This window comes from Streptomyces sp. NPDC101178 (assembly GCF_044767965.1).
Taxonomy (GTDB): domain Bacteria; phylum Actinomycetota; class Actinomycetes; order Streptomycetales; family Streptomycetaceae; genus Streptomyces.
Genome location: NZ_JBIWOZ010000001.1, coordinates 242799 through 262326, shown reverse-complemented (window position 1 = coordinate 262326; position 19528 = coordinate 242799). Strand labels below are relative to the sequence as shown.

Annotated in this window: 12 protein-coding genes; 9 read left to right on the top strand and 3 right to left on the bottom strand. The window is 71.2% G+C overall.

Annotation, left to right across the window (positions count from 1 at the left end; all coding sequences use genetic code 11):
• Positions 1-23 precede the first annotated feature (23 nt).
• On the bottom strand, positions 24-1424 hold the full coding sequence (locus ACIRR8_RS01175; RefSeq protein WP_404057644.1) for a helix-turn-helix domain-containing protein: 1401 nt from the start codon (positions 1422-1424) through the stop codon (positions 24-26).
• Between the two features lie 1342 nt (positions 1425-2766).
• Here ACIRR8_RS01175 and ACIRR8_RS01170 point away from each other — a divergent pair.
• From ACIRR8_RS01170 to ACIRR8_RS01140, 7 genes are all read left to right on the top strand, one after another.
• Complete coding sequence (locus ACIRR8_RS01170; RefSeq protein ID WP_404057642.1) at positions 2767-4158, top strand: MFS transporter; 1392 nt, start codon at positions 2767-2769, stop codon at positions 4156-4158.
• A gap of 59 nt (positions 4159-4217) precedes the next feature.
• Positions 4218-5546 (top strand): amidase, encoded by a 1329-nt coding sequence (locus tag ACIRR8_RS01165; protein ID WP_404057640.1) that lies wholly within the window; start codon positions 4218-4220, stop codon positions 5544-5546.
• 10 nt (positions 5547-5556) lie between these two features.
• Positions 5557-6585, top strand: a complete 1029-nt coding sequence (locus ACIRR8_RS01160; RefSeq protein ID WP_404057638.1) for a 3-oxoacyl-ACP synthase III family protein — start codon at positions 5557-5559, stop codon at positions 6583-6585.
• Between the two features lie 61 nt (positions 6586-6646).
• Positions 6647-6943, top strand: coding sequence for a phosphopantetheine-binding protein (locus ACIRR8_RS01155; RefSeq protein ID WP_404057636.1), 297 nt, complete (start codon positions 6647-6649; stop codon positions 6941-6943).
• Positions 6940-8460 (top strand): AMP-binding protein, encoded by a 1521-nt coding sequence (locus ACIRR8_RS01150; protein ID WP_404057634.1) that lies wholly within the window; start codon positions 6940-6942, stop codon positions 8458-8460. Before ACIRR8_RS01155 ends, ACIRR8_RS01150 begins: the two co-directional genes overlap by 4 nt.
• 200 nt (positions 8461-8660) lie before the next feature.
• Complete coding sequence (locus tag ACIRR8_RS01145; RefSeq protein ID WP_404057632.1) at positions 8661-10253, top strand: hypothetical protein; 1593 nt, start codon at positions 8661-8663, stop codon at positions 10251-10253.
• A 64-nt stretch (positions 10254-10317) separates the two neighbouring features.
• The gene (locus ACIRR8_RS01140) at positions 10318-11601 is read left to right on the top strand and encodes an MFS transporter (RefSeq protein ID WP_404057630.1); all 1284 of its coding nucleotides are present in this window, start codon (positions 10318-10320) and stop codon (positions 11599-11601) included.
• 13 nt (positions 11602-11614) lie between these two features.
• Here ACIRR8_RS01140 and ACIRR8_RS01135 read toward each other — a convergent pair whose 3' ends face one another.
• Together ACIRR8_RS01135 and ACIRR8_RS01130 are read right to left on the bottom strand one after the other, a co-directional pair.
• Positions 11615-13042, bottom strand: coding sequence for a carboxyl transferase domain-containing protein (locus ACIRR8_RS01135; protein ID WP_404057628.1), 1428 nt, complete (start codon positions 13040-13042; stop codon positions 11615-11617).
• Entirely contained in the window at positions 13032-14507 is a 1476-nt protein-coding gene (locus tag ACIRR8_RS01130; protein ID WP_404057626.1) for an acyl-CoA synthetase, read from the bottom strand. The genes ACIRR8_RS01135 and ACIRR8_RS01130 overlap by 11 nt, the downstream gene beginning before the upstream one ends.
• A 371-nt stretch (positions 14508-14878) precedes the next feature.
• Here ACIRR8_RS01130 and ACIRR8_RS01125 point away from each other — a divergent pair, with 371 nt between their 5' ends.
• Together ACIRR8_RS01125 and ACIRR8_RS01120 are read left to right on the top strand one after the other, a co-directional pair.
• Positions 14879-17365: a PQQ-dependent sugar dehydrogenase gene (locus ACIRR8_RS01125; RefSeq protein WP_404057624.1), complete on the top strand. Its 2487-nt coding sequence runs from the start codon at positions 14879-14881 to the stop codon at positions 17363-17365.
• Positions 17362-19518, top strand: a complete 2157-nt coding sequence (locus ACIRR8_RS01120) for a ThuA domain-containing protein (protein ID WP_404057622.1) — start codon at positions 17362-17364, stop codon at positions 19516-19518. The genes ACIRR8_RS01125 and ACIRR8_RS01120 overlap by 4 nt, the downstream gene beginning before the upstream one ends.
• Positions 19519-19528 lie beyond the last annotated feature (10 nt).

Sequence of the window (19528 nt, the reverse complement as noted above, 5' to 3'; positions counted from 1 at the left end):
GGGCCGCCGTCCCCGGTGGCGCGTCAGATGGCCCGGCGCCAGGCGCTGCCCGCCAGTACAGGCTGTTCGCGGGCCTGCTCGGCGGACCGTCCGAGGTCCGTCGAGGCTTCCTCCTGCGTGACCCAATGGCGTACGAGTGCGTGGACCCCGTACCTGTACTGCTGCCCCCGATTGATCTGGACCAGTGAGACGTCGGCGAGTTCGGCCAGGAGGTGGGCTACGCGTGTGCTGCCGAATCCCCCGCCCGCCCGGGCCGGGATCGCGTCCAGGGAGAACGTGCCGGGCAGCGAGGACAGCTCACGGAGCAGCTCGCGATGAGGGGCGGGCAGCAGTTCGTAGCTCCACCGCACGCTGTCCGACAGCGTGCGGTGCCGCGACAGGTCACCGGCGTCGACGTGTGCGAGCAGGTGGAAGAGCGTCCCGTCGTGCAGGAGAGTGGTGAGAGGGAGCGATCTGAGTCCTCGCGCGGCCACTTCTATCGCGAGTGGCATGCCGTCGAGGAGCCGGCAGAGCTGCTGCACCAGCGGCAGGCGGTTGCCCAGGTCGAGCGTCGGCAGACTGGCCCGGACCCGGCGCACGAACAGCTCCACCGCACTGGGGAGTTCGGTGTCCGAGTCGTCCCGCCGGTCGCACGAGAGCGGCTCGACCTCCCAGGTCTCGGCCGCGCCGACGGCCAGGGCGCGGCGCGAGGTCACGATGATCTGGAGCCCCGGATGCTCGTCGAGGAGTTGCCGCGCGATCCGCGCCGTCTGCTGCGAGACATGCTCGGCGCTGTCCAGGACCAGGAGCCGCCGTCCGAGCCCGGCGCTGCCCCGCACGCCGCCTTCGTTGCCGCTGGTCAGGCGCCGCACTACACGCGTCAACTCGGCTGCCGAGGCGGCGGGTTCCAGATGCTGTGGCGGGACGTCGTGCAGTTCGGCGACGGCCACTCCGCCCTGGAACAGTGGGCGCAGCCGGGACGCCGCCGCCAGGGCGATGCGGGTCTTGCCCACTCCTCCGGGCCCGGTGAGAACGATCAGCCGGCTGCGCTGCGCGGCGGAGAGGACGTGCCCCAGGTCGGCCTGGCGGCCCACCAACGCGTCGCCCAAGGGCCGGGGGCCCTGCCACGGCGGGAGTGCCGTCGGGTCGGAGTGGAGGTCCGGGGACTGCCCGAGCGCCGGCCTGCGCCCGCTGTCCCAGGGCGCCGGCTCGGGGAACGCGGTGGCGGTGGCGCCGAGCGCGGTGAGCAGCAGGCTGACGGACGTCCGACGTGGATTGGTGTTGGAACCGGTCTCCAGATTGCGGATGGTCCGGACACTGACGCCGGAGCGGTCGGAGAGCTCCTCCTGCGTCCAGCCGGACAGTCTGCGCTGATTGACCAGGAAGTCGCGGAGCTGATGAATGTCTGTTCTGTCGAAAGAGTAGTGTTCCTTCAGAATCGGCATGTAAGCCCCCCGTGAATTATTAACAGTGCCAGTCGTGCGCATCCGTGCGATGCGAAAATCCGGTCGCCGCATTCTTTATGAGAGCGGTGGTACCGATAGGCGAGCCGTGGCGTTTGTGGCGCTGTGAGGTTCGCGTATGCGCTGACGAGCGGCTCTGTGAAACATCTCCTGCAATTACGGAGGACCCTACTCCAAGACCTCATCCGAGTGGGAGATGCGGAGGTGGCAGAAAATTCGGCTGAGCGGGACGGCTCGGGTCGCTCCGGCTTCGGCCGGCTGTAACTCGTCGGCAATCGCACGGCCCACCGGTGTACATGCTGTAATCATCAGCATGTGCCTATTCGCTCCTTGTGGAGCACGTGCATGGGGAGGCCTGGGTACGGCAAGGGCGTGCTTGCTCGTACCGCCTGCGCAGCGCCCGTCCAACACGTCGTCCTTCCGGGCGCCCGGACAAGAAACGCCGCACTCTTCCGAGGTCGACGGGGGCTACCGTCCCCGAAGGGGCGCTGACCGAGTCGACGAACGCTCATGACGGCTTGAAAGTACCGCATCGATGTGCTCCCGGACGGGCGAGATTGGCTTGAAATGACATTGCCGCATGATGAAGATCGCCAGTTCCATCGGATTGCTTGTTCCTGATTGTCCCAATTTTTCCCTGCTTTCGACGCCAAATCGTCCAGGAGGTCGGACGGTACATAGCTGGCCGAAAGTGCCACTACGAACAGGGGGAGGCCGGAACGTGCCGCCCAGCGGCCGGTGAACCCAGCTGGGCCGCGGGATGAAATGGGTGTTTGAGGCGTCGGGAGAACTGCGAGGAGCGTGCCGTCGGGCCGCAGTCGAACAGTGAAGTCCCGAAAGCCGAAACGGGTTCCCGTCCACGGCGAGAGCGTCTTGTAGGAAGCCTCTTTGGCGCAGGTGAACTCCTTGCGCCGCTCGTCGAGCACCCCTTCCACCACCGCCTGTTCGGTGGCGAAGAGGGTGACGGCCGTCCGGGCCGTCGTCGTCGAACGCCTCCCGTGCTCGCACCTCGGCGGGCACCACCTCAGCGATCACGCCTCGCCTCCTCCTGCTGGACAACGGGTTACGCGGCGTCGCGATTCTTCCGGTAGCGGTGCGCCGGTCCCGCCGTCGGGGGTTCGATCCGGTGGCAGGGCGGGCCGGATCCGCGCCGGGACCATCGAGGTGTACGACCGTGGTCCGGTCGGTCGAGCGGCAATTCCCGCCCCGTGAGTTGCCGGTGCGCTGCCTGGCCCGGCCTGTTCTCCATCGACCAGCATGCATCGCAGGTCGGCGGCATACGCCCGGACGAGCGTGGAGAACAAAGGACAGGGGACGACTAGCCATGGCGCAGGCGCGTCCCGAGGAGACCGGGCCGGCTTCGGTCGGCCCCCCGTCACTGTGGCGGGATCGCGACTACATGTACTGGTGGTCGGGCAACGGCCTGTCGACGCTGGGCACCAGCGTGTCGACGCTCGCCTTCCCGCTGCTTGTCCTCCACCTGACCGGATCCGCCGCCCAAGCCGGCGTCATCACCGTCCTGCACATGGTCGGCAAGCTGGCCACCCTCGCGGTGGGCGGGGCGCTGGCGGACCGGGTGTCCCGCCGCGCCATCCTGTGTCTCGCACCGCTGGTCCAGGCGGTGTCGATGGGCGTCGTCGCCCTGCTGGTGTACCGGGGCGCCCCCTCGATCACCGCGATCGGCGCGATGGCCCTGGTCAGTGGTCTGGCGGCCGGCCTGCGGGTCGCTGTCTCGATGCCGGTTCTCCGCAGGATCGTCCCCAAGGAGCAGATAGCGACCGCGACGGCCCAAGGGATGGGGCGCGACATGGTCGCCCAGCTGGTCGGCGCTCCGCTCGGTGGCCTCCTCTACGCGATGGGCCGCTGGATCCCGTTCCTCTTCGACGCGGTCTCCTTCCTCTTCGTCACCCTGGGCTCCCTGTTGATCCGCCGGCCCCTCGGCCCGGATCGGCACCCGGGCGACGGGCCCAGGTCCAGCCTGGCCAAGGACGTGGGCGACGGCCTGCGCATGATCAGGCGCAGCGACTACCTGGTGTTCACGCTCATCTGGGGCGCTGTGCTCAACGCCGTCGCCGAGGGCTTCATCCTGCTCTTCGTGGTGCTGATACAGCACCGGGGAGGCGGGCCCACGGCGGTCGGTCTCGCCACCTCGCTCGCGGTCACCGGTGGTGTCATCGGAGCGGTCCTCGGTCCCTTGCTGATGGGCAAGCTGGGCGCACGGCGGGTCCTGATCATCTCCGCGTGGGTCTTCATGGCCTCCTTCGCCGTGGTCGTGTCGGTCTCCCAGCCGTGGCAGATCGGCCTGGTGGTGATGGTCGCCATGATCAGCATGGTGCCGATGAACGTCGTGACCGAGTCGTACGAGGTCCGGCTGGTCCCGGACCAGTACCAGGGCAGAGTCGCGGCGACCAGTCGCTTCTTCGTCCAAGGGGTCCAGTGGATCGGCCCGTTGGGAGCGGGCATCCTCGCCGACGCGGCGGGCGTGGAGAGGGCGATCCTGGTGCTGGCCGCCGCCATGGCCCTGCTGGCCGTCACCCTGCACGCGGCGCGGCGGTATCTCAGGGTGCTCGACATCCCGCTGGCCGACGTGGAGGAACTGCTCCCGCCGGGCGTCCCGCCCCCCGGCGAGGAGAGCGGACCGACGGCTCCTCAGAAGAACGACATCCCCACTCCGGCGACCGGTACCAAGACGCTTGGAGAGGCACAGCAGCGGTGACGGGCCCCGGCCCGCCGACCGGAACATATGCCCGCCGACCGGAACGTATGAAGGAAACCATGGAAGATCTTGTTCGGCCCATATCGCTGACGGACGCCGCCGAAAGCCTGCGGACGGGTGCTGTCGAGCCGCAGAAGTACGCGGCGAGAACCATCGAGCGCATCGCGGAAGTGGACGGTACGGTCCAGTCCTTCGTGGCGGAGCCCGGCCGGTCGGACCGGTTGGCCCACGCCGCCCAGGAGTCCGGCCGGCGCGGGAAGGAGCCGGGAGACCTGCCTCCGCTGTACGGCGTTCCGGTCGGGATCAAGGACATCATCCACGTCGAGGGGCTGCCCACCGGGGCGGGTTCGGCACTGCCGCCCGAGGCCATGGCAGGAGGGCAGGCCACCGTCGTGGACCGGCTGCTCAAGGCCGGGGCGGTCATCGCGGGAAAGACGGTGACGGGTGAGTTCGCCGTGACGGCGCCGGGGCCCACGCGTAACCCGCACCGTCCGGAGCACACCCCGGGCGGAACGAGCAGCGGCTCCGCCGCGGCCGTCGCCGCGGGCCTGGTGCCCCTCGCCATCGGCACCCAGACCATCGGGTCGCTCATCCGCCCCGCCGCGTACTGCGGAGTGGTCGGCTTCAAGCCCAGCCACGGACGCATTCCGCTGGACGGTGTCCTCCCCGTCGCCCCGACCTTCGACACCGTCGGCATGATCACCGCTCGGGTCGCCGACGTCGCGCTGGCCGCGAGCTGTCTGTGCGACGACTGGCGGTCCGACCGTGCGGCCCCCGGCCGGCCGGTGCTCGGCATCCCGGAGGGTCCGTACATGAACTTCGCCGAGCCGGAGGCGCGCAGCGCTTTCGACGAGCAGGTGGCCGCGATGCGCACGGCCGGCTACGACGTGGTGAGCGTCCCCATGTTCGAGAACTTCGAGGAAGAGGTCTTCGACTTCTTCGTGATCAATCTCTACGAGCTGTCCCAGGCGCACGCCGACCGGTTCGCACGCTACGAGGAGCTTTACGACGAGCGCACCGCCGAGGCCATCCGCCAGGGCCAGGGCGCCCAGGCGTCCGACCACGCCGACTCACTGGCGCGACGCGACGCGTTCCGAGACCGGCTGGCCGCCTCCACGGCCGAGCACGGCGTCGACCTGTGGATCACCCCTGCCGCCACCGGACCGGCTCCGCTCGGCCTGGAGAGCGCCGGAGACTCGGTGATGTCCCTGCCGTGGAGCGGTGTCGGCCTCCCGTGCCTCACCATCCCCACCGCCCGTCCCGCGGGCGCCCTCCCGCTCGGTTTCCAGTGCGTCGGCCGTGCCGGTGAGGACGAGTCCCTGCTGCACTGGGGCCTGGGGCTCGAAGCTGTACTCACCGCCCAGGAGACCGATACCCGTGAGAACTGAAGGACGGCCAGTGGAGACTCCGACGGAGATGGGCATCGTCGCGACCGGTACCGCTTTCGGCACTCCACGTGATGTGGCGGGAACCGCGCACGAGTACCTTCCCGATCCTGACGCTGTCACCAAACTGGGCTACGAGAGCTATCACCGGGTGGCCGACGGGGTGACCGCGGTCGACCTGGCGGCTGAGGCGTGCCGCGTCGCCCTGAAGAACGCCGGCCTCGGCATCGCGGACGTGGACCTGATCGTCCTCGGCCACTCCGACATCCCTCAGTACCTGGGATGGGACCCCTCGGCGGCGGTGGCCAGGGCGCTCGACGCCCAGGGCACCCCGACCGTGCTGTTCACCCAGTCCTGCGCCGCGTGGTCGCTGGCCCTCGACCACGCGGCCGGTGCGATGGCGCTCTCGCCCGACACGGGCACCGTACTGGTGGCCATGGTCAACGTGGTCAGCGAGACGCACACCAACCGGATGGACTTCAACGGCACCATCGCCAGCGACGGAGCCGCCGCCGCCGTCCTGCGCCGGGGGCATCCACGCCTCCGCCGGCTCTCCTCCGCCAGCTTCACCAATCCTGAGTTCGCGGATCTGTTCCGTATCGAGATCGGTGGTTCCGCCCACCCCGTACCGCCCCCGGGCCGTACCCACCGCGACCTGGACCCGATGATCGCGGTCTACGAGCACTTCGGCGCGGACCCCGAGCGCTTCGGGCGGTTCATCGGGGAGGTCGTCGGACGCTTCACCGACGTCGTCGATCAGGCTCTGGCACGGGCCGGCCGTGACCGGAGCGAACTGACCCGGCTCGTCTACTTCAACGACAGCCAACGGGCGATCCACGGTGCCGCCGACGCGATCGGCATCCACCTCGCCCGCACCAACGCCGAACTCGCCCGCCGATTCGGCCACATGGGCGCTGCCGATCAACTGGTCTCCCTTCACCTGCACGCGGAGGCCGGAGAGCTGGCGCCGGGGGACCTCGTCGCCCTCGCGGGTGTCGCCTCCCCCGGCATGCACTGGTTCTGCACGCTCCTCGAGGTGTGAGACCGAAGCATCGAGACAAGGCTGTGCTCCCCATGTCACGACCCCAGGATGGGAAACAGAAATGACCACCGAGTCCGGGATCGAGCCGGAGGAACTGATCAGGATCTCCGACGATCAGATCGCCCGATTCGTCGTCGAGCGCTTTCTGTCCGATGTCGAGTGGACCGAACTCGACCCGGATTACGATCTGTTGGCGACGGGAGTGATCGACAGCCTCGGGGTGCTGCAGATCGCGAGCTGGCTGGCGAAGCAGCACGGCATCACTCTGACCGGCCCTGAACTGACGGCCGGGAACTTCCGTTCCGTGCGGACCATCCGGGCGACGGCCGAGCGGTCGCGAGCGGGTGGTGCGGCATGACCCGCTCACTCGTCGCATCGTTCACGGCTCGCGCGGCCGCCCAGCCCGGCGCACCCGCGCTCATCTGGGAGGACCGGCCCGTAAGTTACGGCGATCTGTACGCCATGGCGGTCAGGGCACGCACCCAGGTCGAGGAGGCGGCGCCGGACGCCGACCGTCCCGTCGGTCTGCTGGTACGCAAGTCACCGGAAGCCGTGGCTCTGGTGCTCGGCTGCCTGATGGCCGGCCGCTCCTTCCTCCTGCCCTCGCACGAGCTGCCCGAGGCGCCCCTGAAAGCCCTCTTCCAGCAAACGGGATGCGCGGTGGTGCTCGGCCTCACCGACGCTCCACCCGTCGACCGGGTGGTGGATCCAGCCGGAGCTCCTACGGGTGGTGAGGAGTGCCCCCCGGCTGCGGCCGTCGACGACGAAGCCGTGACCTTCATGCTCACCACGTCCGGCTCGACCGGTCTGCCCAAGGTCGTTCCGCTGTCGTCCGGGGCGGTCGGCCGTTTCACCGACTGGGCGGCCGACACCTTCGGGATCGCGACCGGCGTCGCTGTCCTCAACTACGCGCCGCTCAACTTCGATCTCTGCATGCTGGACGTGTGGACGACGCTGGCGCACGGCGGCACCGTCGTGCTGGTCGACCCGGACAGGGGCACCTCGGCCGGCTACCTGCGTGATCTGGTCGCCGATCACGCGGTGTCCGTGGTCCAGGGTGTGCCGTTGCTCTTCCAACTGCTCGCAGAGGCGACAGCGGAGAGCCGTCCTCTCGACACACCCGAGCACGTCATCTTCGCCGGTGACAGCATGCCCGCTCGTGTGCTGGCCGGGGTGTCCACCACCTTCTCCAAGGCACGCTGGTACAACAACTACGGCTGCACGGAGACGAACAACAGCTTCCTCCACGAAGTGGACCAGGACCGGCCCCTCCGTACCCCGCTGCCGATCGGCCGGCCGCTGGCCGGTGTGCGCTGGCTGATCATCGGCCAGGACGGCCGGGCGTTGACCGGTCCCGGTCAGGGTGAGCTCTTGGTCAACACCCCTTTCCAGAGTGCGGGATACGTGAACGCGCCCAACGCGAAGACCTTCGCCCCGCACCCGGACGGTGCACCCGGCCTTGTTTACTACCGCACCGGCGACGTGGTCACCCTGCACGAGGACGGCGCCGTGAGCGTGATCGGCCGGACCGACTACCTGGTGAAGGTGCGTGGTTTCCAGGTCAGCACCCAGAGTGTGGAGCAGATCCTTCTGGACCACCCGGCCGTTGCCGAGGCCGCCGTCATCGCCCTCCCCGATCCGGTCGCCGGTCATCGCCTGCATGCCCGCCTTCGGCTGACCGATGCGGGAAGTGTGAACAGCCTTTCGCTGCGCCTGCATTGCTCGGAGCGAACGGTGCGCGCGGCGATCCCCAGCGTGATCGAGATGGTGACGGACCCGCTGCCCAGGACCTCCACCGGCAAAGTCGACCGCAATCGGATCAAGGCCTGCGTTCTCGCAGCCGAGGAGGAGCGGGCCCGGACGCCGCGACCTTGAGGCGCCGCAGCCCGGTCGGTCATATCCAGCGGGATCCTGCCGGACGGAAATGGGCTGCTCCACAGGGTGTCCCGGCGGCGTCGCAGGCGAGAGGCGTCACGTCGTTGGGTTCGAGTCCACCCGCCCCACCGAGTGTCCCCAGGCAGAATCGTTCTGACCTGGGGATCGGTGTTCCGCGGACCGCCCGGCAGAATCCCTTCATGGATCACGACACGGGGCATTCCTTCAACCGGCGCGTCCGGCTCCTCATCGAGGTTCCGAATCAACCGGACGAGACCGCACTGGTCGAGGAGTTGCTGACGGCCCAAGGGTGGCCGGTGCGGGAGGCGACCGTCGAGGAGCGGGCCTCCATAGCCTTTCCCCGTACGGGGATGATCGTCGAGGTGCGTCTGCGGGGTGCGCGCAGAGGAGCGCGCCGGGCCGCGGTGCGCAGGGTGGAGTCCCTCGCCTCCCGGGCCAAGGCGCCGCTCTGGGTGCGGCAGTCGGTCCTGCTGGAGAACCCGAAGGAGCGCCGGACCCTGTACCGGACCCGCCTGCGCCCGCCGGACCAGGGGACCCCCGCCGCCCGGTGGCTGCTCCGCTTCGTACGGCAGGCCAACGGCTCGCACGATCAGCGTGCGCTGTCCCTGGCCGGTCCGCCCGACCGGGCGCGTGCCGTGAGCGAGCTCGGGGCGAGCCGGCTGGGTGGACGGCCCTTCGACGCCGACCGGGAGGAGCTGACCGGCCCCCCCGATCTGCCGGACGCCACCACTCCGCCGCCGACCGCGTGGCTCGACCCCGAGACGCCCGGTGGCCTCTGGTCGTTGGCGCTCACGGCGGCCGCCTACGTCCTCGGTGTGGTGGTCTGCTTGGCTGCCGGCGGTCTCGTCCTGGCGCTCGACACTGCCTGGCGCTGGCTGGGCCTCCTGCCCGTGGCGGCCGCCGCGGTGGCCGGTGCCGTGTTCGTCGGCGGTCCGCCCGTGCGCCGCCCGAAGCCGCTCGCCCTGCTCGGCAGCGCCGCCTTCTGCGCGCTGCTCGTCTACATCGGCCACATGCTGCTCGGCGAGATGAGCGAACTCGGCGGCAGCATCGTGCTGAGGGCGGTGATCACTCCTCCGGCAGTGCTCCTGGCGCTGGCCATCGGGTACGGCGTCCACTGGGCGCTGGTGCCCTCGTGGTTCAGCCGGCACGCCAGCTGGCTGGTGCCCGCGCTCCTGGCACCCCTGTTGCTGCTCCTGCCCTGGTTCGGCCGGCTGCTGTACACGGTCTACCTGACCATCGGCTTCGGGATCCCGGTGGAAGCGGTGCCCTTGACGACGTACTCGATGATGTACGCGGCGCTGAAGCCGATGGCTGTGGCGGCGGGCTGTGCTCTGTTCTTCGTCGCCGTGGCCGGGTGGGCCCGTCACACCTACTGGGGCCGGATGCCCGGTGAGTCGGCCCCCACCTTCCTCCTTCCGCTGTCCGCGTTGCAGTACGTCGTCACCGCGCTCCTCTTCGGAGTGCTGTCCGCCGGACACGCGTGGGGGGACGCCGTGGACGCGGTGCGCGCGGGCCGGACGCCTCCCGGGTACTACGGACTGAGCGGCACCCTGATGTGCGTGGAGCCGAAGGGGCCGGACATCCCGGTCTACAACGGCCCGCTCGTCACCGATCGTCCCGTCGTCACCTTCGGCGCCTCCGGCGAGCGCGTCTGGCTCTGGGCGCCGTCCCGGCAGGGAAGCGGGTCCGACCAGGGCAGAGCCATGAGCGTGCGGCTGGAGGATGTGACGCTGGCACGGCCCGCCGCAGCGGAGAACCAGGACTGCCGCTAGGGGCGGTGCCCCGCGCCCCGGAGCCCGTCGGATCCGCCGGAACAGGCCGTAGCTACCATCCTCTGTGACCGAAACGAGCGAACCACCTGTACACCGCACGCGGATACTCGCCGACCTGACCCCGCTGCGGTCCTACCCCGACTACCGGCGGCTCTGGTTCGGGAACACCGTGTCCTGGATCGGACAGGGGATGACGGCCCTCGCCGTGTCGCTCCAGGTCTACGACATCACCGGGTCCGCGTTCTCCGTCGGGCTCATCGGGTTCTGCTCGCTGGTGCCGCTCGTCGTCTTCGGGCTCTACGGCGGGGCCGTCGCCGACACCGTCGACCGGCGCAAGCTCGGGCTGTTCAGCGCGGCCGGTTCGTTCTCCCTGGCCCTCGTCCTGATGGCCGCCACCTTCGCGGGCGTCGAGAACGTCGGCCTGCTGTACGCGATCGTCGCCCTCCAGGCCGTCTGCTTCGCGCTCAACGCACCCGCCCGCTCCTCGATGGTGGCCAGGCTGCTGCCGCCCGAACAGCTGCCCGCCGCCAATGCGTTGAGCTCCATGACCAGTACGACGGGCGCGCTCGTCGGGCCGATGCTGGGCGGGCTGATCGTCGGCTGGTGGGGGTACCGCGCCGCGTACACCGTCGACGCCGTCACCTTCACCGCCTCCCTCTACGCGATGTGGCGGCTGCCCGCGATGCTGCCCGACCGGGACGGCCAGGAGGGCCGGGAGGACGGCGGGGCGCGCAAGCGGGCCTCCGTACTGGACGGGCTGCGTTTCCTCGGAGGCCGGCCCAACCTCCGGATGACCTTCCTGACCGACCTGTGCGCCATGGTCCTCGCCCACCCCCGGGCGCTCTTCCCGGTCGTCGCCATCGTCTGGTACGGAGGTGACGCCCGGACCACCGGCATGCTCGTCGCCGCCCCCGCGCTCGGGGCACTCCTGGGCGGGGTGTTCTCCGGCTGGCTCGGCCGTGTCCGGCTGCACGGCCTCGCCGTCCTGCTGGCCGTCGGCAGCTGGGGCGCCGCCATCGCCGTCTTCGGGCTCACCCGACACCTCTGGCTCGGGCTGCTCTTCCTGGCGCTCGCCGGGTGCGCCGACACCGTCTCCATGGTCTTCCGCAACACGATGCTCCAGGCGGCCGTCCCCGACGAGCTGCGCGGCCGCCTCCAGGGCGTCTTCATCGTGGTCGTGGCGGGCGGACCCCGCCTCGGCGACTTCCTGGCCGGCTCGGTGGCGGACCTCGCCTCGCCCACCGTCGCCGTCACCGGCGGCGGCATCCTGTGCGTGACCGCCGTGACCCTGCTCGCGCTGAAGTGGCGCGGCTTCGCCCGCTACGACGCCCGGGACCCGCAGCCGTGACCACGCCTCCGGTTCACCCGACGATCGAGCGGGCGAAGCCCAGATCCACGAGGTCCTGCGGGCGCAGCCGCAACTGGTCGGCGGTGGCGCCGGTCTCCTCCGTCGGCCGCTTGAGGATCGCCGCGGCCAGCTCCGGAGCGATGACGGAGAAGTAACTGTCCACCGTCACATGGGTGTTGTCCGGTGCCGCGAGCGCCAGCGCCCCGCCAGAACCGCCCTCGCCGATCACCAGCGTCGTCACCGGGACCCGGGCCGCCGCGATCGCCGCGAAGGTGTCCGCGATGGCGGCACCCGCACCTGCCCGCTCCGCCTCGGCGTCGTTGGCCGCACCGGGGGTGTCGACCAGGGTGAGGACGGGGACGCCGAGCCGGTCCGCGAGCCGGATCGTGCGGGCCGCCGTACGGTATCCGGCCGGGCGGGTCGGGGTACCGCACTGGGCGACGTACGCGACCGGCTGCCCGTCCGCACGCAGCCCGAAGCCGGTCAGCAGCCCGGAGTCCGTGGAGCCGGAGCGGTCGCCGTGAAGGGGGAGCCGTACGGTGAAGTAGTCGGCCAAGTACGCCTCTGCGCGCGGGCGTTGCGGATCGCGGGCCCGCGCCACCGCCTCCCGCCCGGTCTCGGGCAGCGGGGCCGCCGGGTTCCTGTCGGCCGCCGATCCCGCACCGGCTCCCGTCCCGGTACCGGCTCCGGCCGCCGACCCGGCCCGCGCCGCCGGCAGTGCGCGGGGCACCGGCGCGGCGGGCAGATCTTCGTGCGGCCCCAGCGCGTGCAGCCAGTGCGTCACCGTGGCGGCCAGCTCGTCGGCCGGGACGACCGCGTCCACCTGGCCCGCCGCGAACTGGCCCTCGGCGCTGTACGCGTACGGGTCGGCGTCCGGCGGCCGTACCCGGGAACCGGCGAAGCCCACCTGCGCGCCGGGCAGCGCCAGCACCACATCCGCGCCCGCCCCCACCGTGGCCCAGCCGCCGCCGGTCGTCGGATCGCGGACCACGGCGATCTGCGGGAGCCCGGCCGCCCGCAGCCGGGTGGAGGCGGCGGCCACCCGCTGGAGCTGGGTGAGCGCGACCATGCCCTCCTGCATCCGGCTGCCGCCCGTGGCGACGAGCGCCAGCAGCGGGAGGCGCCGGGCCAGGGCCAGTTCGTACGCGGCCTCCAGACGGTCACCCGTCAGCAGGCCCAAAGAGCCGCCCAGGAAGCCGAATTCGAAGGAGAGGAGCACGCACTCCCGGTCGCCCACGACTCCTGTCCCGTACACCACGGACTCCGCCTCGCCCGTGCGCTCGACCGCCCGCTCCCGCGCCGCGTCGTACCCGGTCCAGCCGAGCGGGCCGTCCGGCGGCAGGGTGCGCGGCGGCGGGCGGTGCTCGGTGAAGTCCGCCGCGCCGGTGAGCAGCGCGATCGCCTCCCGGGCCGTCATCCGGGCCGACGGCTCAGCGGGCATCGAGCGACCTCTTCATGATCTTGCCCAGGTCGTTACGGGGCAGCGCGTCCAGGAAGTGCACCGTGCGCGGGCGCTTGTGCGGGGCCAGCTGGCCCGCCACATGGTCCGCCAACTCTTCGGGCCGTGGCGGAGAGTCCGGGTCGGCCGCGACCACCCAGGCCACCACCCGCTCGCCGAGGTCCGGGTCCGCCTCGCCGGTCACGGCCGCTTCCCGGACGCCGGGGTGGGCGAGGAGCACGTTCTCGATCTCGCCCGCGCCGATCTTGTAGCCGCCGCTCTTGATCAGGTCGGTGGCCTTGCGCCCGACGATCGTGACGTACCCGTCCTCGTCCACCGTGCCGACATCCCCCGTACGGAACCAGCCGTCGGCCGTGTGGGCGGCGGCCGTGGCGTCGGGCCGGTTCAGGTATCCGGTGAACAGGTTCGGGCCGCGCACCTGGATCTCGCCGATCGCCCCGGGCTCGTCGAGCACCGTGCCGTCCTCCTCCACCAGGCGCAGCTCCACCCCGGCGAGCGGCGGGCCGACCGTGCCCGGGCGCGGTACGCCGTCCGCCCGGATTCCCGTGTTCATCAGGGTCTCCGTCATCCCGTACCGCTCGATCACCCGCCGCCCGGTCGCCGCCGCGATGCGCTCGTGGTCGTGCACGGGCAGCGCCGCCGAACCGGAGACCAGCAGCCGCGCCCCGCTCAACGCCTCGGCCAGTGCGTCCCGTTCGCCGGTGCCGGCCGGTGTGTCCAGCACCTCCGCGAGCCGGTGGTACATCGTCGGTACGCCGAAGAGCATCGTGCCCCCGGAGCCGAGTTCACGGGCCACGCCATCGGCGGAGAACTTCCCCAGGTGGCGCAGCGAGCCGCCCCGGCGCAGCGGGCCGAGGACGCCCAGGATCAGCCCGTGGACGTGGAACAGCGGCAGGGCGTGGACAAGGACGTCGCCGCCGGTCCACCCCCAGACGTCCTCCAGCGCGTCCAGGGACGCGGCGATGGCCCGGCGGGGCAGGACGGCGCCCTTGGGCGGGCCGGTGGTGCCTGAGGTGTAGACGATGAGGGCGGGGGCCTCGGGATCGGCCTCGACCGCCGGGTGACCGTCCGTACGCTCGGACGCCCGCGCGTCGACCGTCACCCGCCGCAGCTTCTCCAGCGCCGGGGGCAGCGCGTCGTCCGGACCCGCCAGGACGGCCGTGGGCTCGCTGTCGGCCAGGATGTGCGCCAACTCGGCTTCCCCCGTACGGGGGTTGAGCGGCACGGCCGGCACCCCGGCCCGCAGCGCCGCCACCACCGCGATCACCGTCTCGGCCGTCGGGGTGGCCCAGACGGCGACCCGGCCCGCGTCCGCGATCCGGGCGGCGAGTGCGGTGGAGGCGGCGGCCAGCTCGCCGTAGGTCAGGGAGAGGGCGCCGAAGCGGACGGCCTCCCGGGAGGCTGCCGGGCCGGTGGGGGACTGGAGCGCGGGGAGAAGGAGGGTCACGCCGGGAAGCCTAGGGCGTCGGCGCGGGCCGCGCCGGGACCCGGAGGCCGATGAGGGCAGCGTCACCCCAGGTCGGGCTTTCGGAGCCCCCAGGTCGGGCTTTCGGGGCACCCGGGTCGGGCTTCCGGAGGGCCCGCCCCGCCTGCCACATGGCTGCACGGAGCATCGAACCGCAATTTCGATACAGCATTGACAAATTAATTTTGCGTTGCCAGCATGCAAAAAGCCTGCCCCACAAGGGTGTTGGAGCGCTCTCCGGAAGAAAAATGCCGCCTGCAGCCGAGCGCCCGAGATCCCCTGCACGTCGCAAAGCGCGACAGCGCCTTGCCTGACAGACCCCACGTACCGTCAGGAAGGAACGACCCCACACCATGTCACCCGCACCCCCACGCTGGTCCAGATACGCCACCGCGCTCGCCGCCCTGCTGGCCACCGCCCTGGCCGTCCCCACCGCCACGGCCACGGCCGACGACCCCGACGCCCGCGCCCCACGCGCCGCGGCCGACATCCCCGCCGCCGACTACCAGCAGGTCCAACTCGCCCTCGGTCCGGCCGAACTGGGCGAGGCCATGTCCCTCGCCGTGCTGCCCGACCGGTCCGTCCTGCACACCGCCCGCGACGGCACACTGCGCCTCACCGACGCGGCCGGTTCGACGAAGACGGCGGGCAAGCTCGACGTCTACACGCACGACGAGGAAGGCCTCCAGGGCGTCGGTGTCGACCCGGACTTCGCGGCCAACCGGTACGTCTACCTCTACTACTCGCCCGCCCTGGACACCCCGCCCGGCGATGCCCCCACCACCGGCTCGGCCGCCGACTTCGAGCCGTGGAAGGGCCACCTCAACCTCTCCCGCTTCGTGCTGAAGGCCGACGGGACGCTGGACACCGCCAGCGAGAAGGTCGTCCTGGAAGTCGAGAGCGACCGGGGCCAGTGCTGTCACGTCGGCGGGGACATCGACTTCGACGCCGCCGGGAACCTCTACCTGACCACCGGCGACGACACCAACCCCTTCGAGTCCAGCGGCTACGCGCCGATCGACGAGCGCACGGACCGCAACCCGCAGTTCGACGCCCAGCGGTCCTCCGGCAACACCAACGACCTGCGCGGCAAGCTGCTCCGGATCAAGCCGACCGCCGACGGCGGCTACACCGTCCCGGCGGGCAACCTCTTCGCCCCCGGCACCGCGGACACCCGCCCCGAGATCTACGCGATGGGCTTCCGCAACCCGTTCCGGATGTCCGTCGACAAGTCGACCGGAGCCGTCTACATCGGTGACTACGGCCCCGACGCCGGAACCACCGACCCGAACCGGGGCCCCAGCGGCCAGGTCGAGTTCAACCGCGTCACCGAGCCCGGCAACTTCGGCTGGCCGTACTGCACGGGCACCAACACGCCCACGGAGACGTACGGCGAGTACACCTTCCCCAGCGGCCCCGCCGGAGCCAAGTACGACTGCGCGGCCGGCCCGGCCAACAACTCCTTCCGCAACACCGGCCTCGCCACCCTCCCTCCGGCTCAGCCGGCCTGGATCCGGTACGCCGGTGACGCGGGCTCTCCGCCGGAGTTCGGCAGCGGCTCCGAGTCCCCGATGGCCGGACCCGTATACAACTTCGACCCGGACCTCGACTCCGCCGTGAAGTTCCCGGCCTCGCTCGACGGCCGGTTCTTCGCCACCGAGTACGGCCGCAAGTGGATCAAGCCGGTCGAGGTGAAGGCCGACGGATCACCCGGGGTGATCGACACCTTCCCGTGGACCGGCACCCAGGTGATGGACTCCGCGTTCGGACCGGACGGGGCGCTGTACGTCCTCGACTACGGAACCGGCGCGAGCAACCAGGCTCTCTACCGCATCGAGTACCTCGCGGGCAGCAACCGCTCCCCGGTCGCCAGGGCCACCGCCGACAGGACCTCCGGACCCACCCCGCTCGCGGTCTCCTTCTCCTCGGCCGGCAGCAACGACCCCGAGGGCGGAGACCTCACCTACGCCTGGGACTTCGGTGACGGGTCCACCTCCACCGACCCGAACCCCGACCACACCTACACCACCGCCGGGACCTTCACCCCGACGCTCACCGTCACCGACCCCGAAGGGCTCACCGGCACCGCCAGCCTGGTCGTGACGGCGGGCAACACCGCGCCCACGGTCACCCTCACGACCCCGGCGGACGGCACCCTCTTCTCCTTCGGCGACTCCGTCCCGTTCACCGTGACCGTCAGCGACCCCGAGGACGGCACGGTCGACTGCTCCAAGGTCAAGGTCACCTACCTCCTCGGCCATGACAGCCACCGCCACCAGATCACCTCGAAGAACGGCTGCTCCGGCACCATCGACGTGCCCGTGGACGGCGAGCACGACAGCGCCGCCAACATCTACGGGGTCTTCGACGCCGAGTACACCGACGCGGGCGGGCTGACCACCCACAGCGACTCCATCCTCCAGCCCCGCCACCGCCAGGGCGAGCACTTCGCCGCCCACTCCGGCATCGAGGTCGCCACGCACGGGCCGGCCGAGGGCGGCGCGGCGGTCGGCTACACGGACGACGGCGACTGGGTCTCCTTCAAGCCGTACGTCCTGTCCAACGCCTCCTCCATCACGGCGCGGGTCGCCTCGGGCGGCGCCGGCGGCACCCTGGAGGTCCGAGCCGGCTCTCCGACGGGCACCTTGCTCGCGTCTCTGCCCGTCGCCCCGACCGGCGGCTGGGAGAACTACGTGGACGTCACGGCCGACGTGAACAACGCCCCTTCAGGGTCCACCGAGTTGTTCTTCGTCTTCACCGGCCCGACAGGCCAGGGCAGCCTCTTCGACCTGGACGCCTTCACCTTCACCACTCAGGGAGCACGGGTGAGCAACCGATGAGACGATCCCGCATCCGCCGCCTGGCCTGCGCCGCGGCGCTCGCTCTCGGAGCGGCCCTCCTGAGCCCGGCCGTCCCGAGCGCGGCAGCGGCCGACCCGTACCAGGTCCTCGTCTTCTCCAAGACCGCCGGATTCCGCCACGACTCCATCCCGGCGGGCACCACCGCCATCCAACAGCTGGGCGCGGCCAACGACTTCACCGTCACCGCCACCGAGGACGCGACCGCCTTCACCCCGCAGAACCTGGCCACGTACGAGGCCGTCGTCTTCCTCTCCACCACCGGCGACGTCCTGGACGACAGCCAGCAGGACGCCCTGAAGGGGTACGTCGACGGAGGCGGCGGCTTCGTCGGCGTCCACGCGGCGGCCGACACCGAGTACGACTGGCCGGAGTACGAGGACCTCGTCGGCGCCTGGTTCAAGAGCCATCCGGCGATCCAGGAGGCCCGCCTCACCACCGAGGACCACGTCCACCCGGCCACCGCGCACCTGGACGACACCTGGACGCGGACGGACGAGTGGTACAACTACCGCTCCAACCCGCGCGGAGACGTCCACGTCCTCCAGTCGCTCGACGAATCCAGCTACAGCGGCGGCGAGATGGCCGGCGACCACCCCATCACCTGGTGCCACGAGCAGCAGGACGGCCGCTCCTTCTACACCGGACTCGGCCACACCATCGAGTCCTTCGCCGACCCGGACTTCCGCCAACTCCTCCTGGGCGGGATCCAGTACGCGGCCGGAGCCGTCGAGGCGGACTGCTCCTCCACCGGAGCCCCCGGCCCTGATGGCGACAGCGCCGAGGCGGAGGCGTACACCTCCTCCTCCGGCGTCCAGGCCGCCCCGCACGCGGCGGCGAGCGGCGGCGCCACCCTCGGCTACATCGACGACGGCGACTGGGCGGGGTATTCCTCCCTCGACACCGCCGGAGCGACCGCCTTCACCGCCACCGTCTCCTCGGCCGGTGCGGGCGGCACGGTCGAGATCCGCTCCGGCTCGGCCACCGGGCCGCTCCTGGGCTCCGTGGACGTCGCCCCGACCGGCGGCTGGGAGACCTTCACCGAGGTCACCACCACGCTGACCGCCGGGTCGGGCCCGCTGTTCCTGCGGTTCACCGGGGGAGCGGGCGCCCTCTTCGACGTCGACCGCTTCACCCTCACCCGCGCCCCGGCCGCCGAGGACGAGGGCTCCTCGGACGTCCACCTCTTCTACTACCCCTGGTACGGCACCCCGGAAGGCCCGGCGGGGAGCTGGCGCCACTGGCAGCAGGGCGGCCACACCCCGCCGGCCTCCATCGGCGCCGACCTCTACCCCAAGCTCGGCCCGTACGACTCCGGGGACATCGCCGGGGCGGTCGACCAGCACATGGAGTGGGTGAATCGGTCCGGCGCGGGCGTCATCGTCTACAGCTGGTGGGGGCGGGGGAGTTACGAGGACGGCCTCGCCGGTGACGTGATGGACGCCGCCGCCCGCCACGGCATCGAGGTCGCCTGGCACATCGAGCCGTACACCGGCCGCACCGCCGCCTCCGTCGTCGACGACATCACCTACCTGGAAGGGAAGTTCGGCGACCACCCCGCCTTCTACCGGGACGCGGCCCACGGCGACCGCAACGCCTACTACGTCTTCGAGAGCCTGCGGATCCAGGACTGGTCGGCGCTGGACGCCGTCAAGGACACCGCCATCGTCCTCGCCCAGACCACCGACACCAGCAAGGTCGCCCACTTCGGCGGTCTCTACACCTACGACGGCATCGCCGGCGCAACCGCGCCCGGCTGGAAGAACGCGGGCGACTACGCCAAGGCCAACGGCCTGGTCTGGGCCCCCTCGGTCGCCCCCGGCTACATCGACGACCGGGCCGTACCCGGCAACACCACCCCCACCCTGGGCCGCGCGGACGGCGCCTCGTACGACCGCCAGTGGAACAACGCCCTGGACCCGGCGATCGGCGGTGACCCCACCTGGGTCTCCGTCACCTCGTTCAACGAGTGGCACGAGGGCAGCTCCATCGAACCGGCCGCCTCCGACCCGCCCCCGGGCCACGGCTACGAGACCTTCGAGGGGGCCTACGGCAAGACCGGGGCGGCCGCCGAGACGGCGTACCTGGACCGGACCGCGTACTGGGCGGACCGCTTCGAGCAGCGGCGCGGGTAGAGCCGGGCCC